We start from the raw sequence: 2,184 nt of genomic DNA on the forward strand, positions 1-2,184 counted from the left end.
CTCTCCCCAACAGTCGTCAGGCCAGCCCGTCCCATGCCGCGATCGTCGTGCGGTGGAGGAGGCGGTCGTGGCCGTCATAGCCGCCGGTCGCGCGGTGGAGGACCGAGCGATTGTCCCACATGACCAGCATGTCGGGCTCCCAGACATGGGTATAGCGAAACGCCTCGCGGCCCTGCCACTGGATCAGTTCGTAAAGCAGCGGCAGCCCCTCGGCATCGTCGAGCCCGTCGAAGCCGATGATATAGCCCGCGCAGCCGAACAGGCCCTTGCGGCCCGTTTCGGGATGGGCGCGGACGAAGGGATGCAACTGCGTTTCGAGCGCCTCGTCGCCCGAGCGGATATCCATGCTGCGGTTCTTGTCGTTTGCGCCGTACATGCCCTGCGGCGCGTAGCCCGCACGGGCGCTGTGGATCGCCTGCAACCCTTCGACGCGCGCGCGAAAGTCGGCGGGCATCGCGTCGAGCGCGGCGTGCTGGTTGGCGAATTCGGTGCTGCCGCCGACGGGCGGTATGGTGATGCCGAAGAGGCAGGTGCCGGCAGGCGGGCGGGCTTGAAAGCTCCAGTCGCTGTGCCAGTTTTCGGCGAAAAGCGGCGCGGTTTCGTCGGCTTTGCGCTTCACCGCGATGATATGGTCGTGGCCGGGGATCGGGCGAATGAAGGGATCGTCGCCGAAGCCGCCGAAATAACGGGTGAAACGCTCGAGATCCGTCTCGCTCATTTTCTGGTCGGGGAAGGCGAGGACATGATGATCGAGCCATGCGGCGCGGATGTCGGCGATCGTTCCGGCGTCGAGCGGCTGCGTGAGGTCGACGCCGGTCACGCGCGCGCCGCACGCCTGGCCGCTGGGGATGATGGTGAGCGTCATGGCAAGGATGCTGCGCCGATTGCTGCGTGCGGTCAATCGGCAGCGGCAAAGCGCCCCGAAAGATCGCCGAACCGATGGGGGTCGGGACGGTGAGGCGCCGGCAGTTCAGCCAGGCGCCATCTTTGCCGTCCTAATCTGATCCGCGGGGGCAAGACGGAGAAGACAGATGTTCCTGTTCAAGAAACTGGCGTTGGCGGCGTTGATCGGCGCGAGCACCGTCGCGGCACTGCCCGCCGAGGCGGAGGCGCGCGATCGCCATCACCGCCATGGCTATTACGGCGATCGCGGTGATTATCGCGATTACCGCCGCGACTATCGTCGCGATTACCGACGCGATTACAGGCGCGATTACCGGCGCAGCCACTATCGCGACCGCCGCTATTATTGCCGCCGCGGCAGCGGCGCCACTGGCCTGATCGTCGGCGGTGCCGCGGGCGCCCTGCTCGGCCGCGAAGTCGATCGCTACGGCGACCGCCTGCCCGGCACGATCATCGGCGGCGCCGCGGGCGCGCTGATCGGGCGCGAGATCGATCGCGGCGGTCGCCGCTGCTGATCGGCGGATGACCGCCGGCTGGCGCTCGCGCCGCGCGCACCCAAGGGCCGCGCGGCGCGACGTCTGCCGGTCGGCCGCACAGGTTCATTTGCTGTCTGCGAATATGGCGGTAGAGTGGCTGTCCCGGCGGGGATCGTCCCGCTGTTCCCCATGGAGGCCGCTGATGAAATTTCTGGCAAAACTGACGATGGCGGCCGGTCTCGGCCTGTCGCTGGCGGTCATCGCGCCACAGGGCATCGCGGCGCTTCAGCAAGGCGCGAAGGCGCCTGATTTTACACTGAGCGCGGCGCAGGGCGGCAAGCCGTTCAACCTGTCGCTGAAACAGACGCTGAAGAAGGGGCCGGTGGTGCTCTATTTCTTCCCCGCCGCCTTTACGCCGGGCTGCACGCTCGAGGCGCATCTGTTCGCCGAGGCGAGCGACGATTTCAACAAGCTGGGCGCGCGCGTCGTCGGCGTCACCGCGGGCAATATCGATCGCGTCGCCGAATTTTCGAAGTCCGAGTGTCGCGACAAATTCGCGGTCGCGGCCGATCCGGGCGCGAAGGTCGCGGCGAAATATGATTCGACGATGCGGCGCCCCGACGGGACGATGCTGTCGAACCGGACATCCTATGTCATCGCCCCCAACGGGACGATCCTGCTCAGCTACACCGACAGCAAGCCGCAGGCGCATGTCGAAAAGACGATGGCGGCGGTAAGGGCGTGGAAGGCGCGGCGACGCTGATCGGGAGCTGAGGCGGTAATGGCCGGAACCTACCGTCGCCCC

Annotated in this window: 3 protein-coding genes; 2 read left to right on the plus strand and 1 reads right to left on the minus strand. The window is 66.9% G+C overall.

Annotated features, from left to right (window positions below; all coding sequences use genetic code 11):
* Nucleotides 1–16: 16 nt before the first annotated feature.
* Nucleotides 17–865 (minus strand): TauD/TfdA dioxygenase family protein, encoded by an 849-nt coding sequence (locus tag OVY29_RS22435; protein WP_037555834.1) that lies wholly within the window; start codon nt 863–865, stop codon nt 17–19.
* A gap of 166 nt (nt 866–1,031) precedes the next feature.
* On the opposite strand from OVY29_RS22435, the gene OVY29_RS22440 reads away from it, so the two are divergent.
* Nucleotides 1,032–1,418 carry a glycine zipper 2TM domain-containing protein gene (locus OVY29_RS22440; RefSeq protein WP_037555678.1) on the plus strand — a complete coding sequence of 129 codons (387 nt, stop codon included), beginning with the start codon at nt 1,032–1,034 and terminating at the stop codon, nt 1,416–1,418.
* Nucleotides 1,419–1,581: 163 nt separating this feature from the next.
* On the plus strand, nt 1,582–2,142 hold the full coding sequence (locus OVY29_RS22445; RefSeq protein ID WP_037555683.1) for a peroxiredoxin: 561 nt from the start codon (nt 1,582–1,584) through the stop codon (nt 2,140–2,142).
* Nucleotides 2,143–2,184 lie beyond the last annotated feature (42 nt).

Origin of the sequence: Sphingopyxis sp. SE2 (assembly GCF_032227185.1) — a bacterium.
GTDB lineage: Bacteria > Pseudomonadota > Alphaproteobacteria > Sphingomonadales > Sphingomonadaceae > Sphingopyxis.